The organism is Microcoleus sp. N3A4, assembly GCF_036701805.1.
Taxonomy (GTDB): Bacteria; Cyanobacteriota; Cyanobacteriia; order Cyanobacteriales; family Microcoleaceae; genus Microcoleus.
In genome coordinates this window covers 21140-23471 of the sequence record NZ_JAUBRJ010000037.1, presented here as the reverse complement: position 1 = coordinate 23471, position 2332 = coordinate 21140, and the positions used below count along the sequence as shown (strand labels likewise).

Below are 2332 nucleotides of genomic sequence, written 5' to 3'. Positions count from 1 at the left end.
GTCAGTAGGAAGAGGGAAGAAGTAGTGGGCCCCACGGAACCCTTACCAATGACCAATGACTGCTGACAACTGACAAACCAACTACTAACTAATGACTAATGACCAATGACTAATGACTCTTTACGTTGGTGCTAACTCTTTTTTTGTCAACTGGGTGTACCGATCGACAATTTGGCGGAATTCGTCGCCGTCGATCGTTTCTTCATCCAACAGCACTTCGACAAGTTTGTCTACCAAAGCGCGGTTTTCGCGGATGATCCGGCGAGCTTCTTCGTAGCAGTTAAAGGCAATTTCCCGGACTTGCCGATCGATCTTGATTGCCATTTCTTCGGAATACTCCGATCGCGAATTCCAGTTTTGGCCCAAAAACACCTCACTGTTCGGACTTTCCAAAGCCACAGGCCCCAAATCCGACATTCCGTAAAGCGTTACCATTTCCCTCGCGAGACTGCTAACTTTTCTGAGATCGCTACCGGCACCGGTGTCGATTTCAGCATCGCCATAAATTTCTGCCTCCGCCGCCCGTCCCCCCAAAGCTACTGTAATCCGGTTTAACAGCAAAGCCCGACTCCTCAAACCTTCGCTGTCGAGCATTTCGTCGTCAAGCACAAAGCTCGTAAAGCCTTCGATGCCGCCGGAACGCGGAATAATCGTTACTTTTTCAACCGGATCGGCATTTTTGAGCATTGTCGCGACTAGAGCGTGTCCGACTTCGTGGTATGCTGTCATCCACTTTTTCTTGCTGTCCAGCAGCGGGTTAAGCGTAAGCCCGATCGTGATCCGGTCGATCGCGTCGTGAACTTCTAGGTTACTAATAGTGTCTTTGCGACGCCTCGCTGTGAGAATAGCTGCTTCGTTGAGCAAGTTTGCCAAGTCGGCGCCGGAAAAGCCGGGAGTGCGGCGGGCGATCGTGTCTAGGGCAACTTCTGGGTCGAGTTTTTTGTTGCGCGCGTGAACTTGCAAAATCCCCAAACGCCCTTTGTAGCTGGGCAAATCTACCGTTACTTGCCGATCGAACCTGCCGGGCCGCAGCAGGGCGGTATCGAGCACGTCGGGGCGGTTGGTAGCTGCAATCACAATCACGCCGCTGTTACCCTCAAAGCCGTCCATTTCTGTCAGCAACTGGTTGAGAGTTTGTTCGCGTTCGTCGTTGCCGCCGCCGATACCAGCGCCGCGCTGCCTTCCTACGGCGTCTATTTCGTCGATGAAGACGATGCAGGGGGCATTTTCTTTAGCTTTGCGGAACAAGTCGCGGACGCGGGAGGCGCCAACTCCGACAAACATTTCGACAAATTCGGAACCGGAGATGCTGAAGAAGGGGACGGCTGCTTCGCCTGCGATCGCTTTTGCCAGCATTGTTTTGCCGGTTCCCGGAGGCCCGATTAACAGAACTCCTCTGGGAATTTTGGCGCCGATGGCGTTGAAGCGTTCGGGTTTTTTGAGGAAGGTTACGACTTCTTGCAGTTCTTCTTTAGCTTCTTCGATGCCTGCTACGTCGTCGAACATCACGCCGGTTTTTGCTTCCATTTGGAAACGGGCTCTGGATTTGCCGAAGTTCATGGCATTTCCTTGGGATTGGGTCGATCGGCGCAGGATTGCCATCAAAACTGCCAACACTGCAAAAATCACTAGCAAATTTACTACTAAACTGACTGCCGCGGCGTTGTCGGCTGTTTGTTTGACTTCAAAGTCAATTTTTTTGGCGCGGATTTGCGAGTAGAGTTCTCGGTTGTTGTAGTCGAAGAGACTAACTGATTGGGCCTGATCGCTTTTTTGATTTTTTAGCCTAACCCTGGCAGTTCTTTGAGTTTCGTCTACTTCGATTTTACTAACTTGCCCTTTTTCTATGTTGTCGATCAGTTGGCTGTAACTCATAGTGGTTGGCGCGCTCTCGGCAAAAACCGGGGTCGAGAGCAATATTCCTTGAGAAATCACCAAACTGCCCAGGATGCGCCAAAGATTCCGTCCTGGAATAGATTTTTGAGGACTCTGCCGGCTCGATTTGTCTTTGTTTACAGTTAGATGCCCCAGCCATGCGTGTTTCCAAGAATTTTTCATATTGCTTTGCCCAAGGTTGAAGACTGCCAAGATTGACCGCTTGTGGTTTGCTACCTTTATTTATTTTAACAAGAGGGCGGGTGTTGAATGGGTCGATCTCTCGCTGGATCTCAAGAGACCCCTCTTGAGGGGGGGTTTTGAATCCACGGCTGCTCAAGAAACCGGGTTTTTCACCTAATCTGCGGGCTATAACCCAGGATTTTGCTCAAAAAACCCGGTTTCTCGGCCCCCTCCGTAAATCTCAAATCTCAAATCTCAAATCTAAAATCGATTG

1 protein-coding gene is annotated in these 2332 nt (G+C 50.4%); it reads right to left on the bottom strand.

Annotation, left to right across the window (positions count from 1 at the left end; genetic code table 11):
- Window positions 1-120: 120 nt before the first annotated feature.
- Window positions 121-2058, bottom strand: coding sequence for an ATP-dependent zinc metalloprotease FtsH (ftsH, locus tag QUA56_RS20845; protein WP_333361042.1), 1938 nt, complete (start codon window positions 2056-2058; stop codon window positions 121-123).
- Window positions 2059-2332 lie beyond the last annotated feature (274 nt).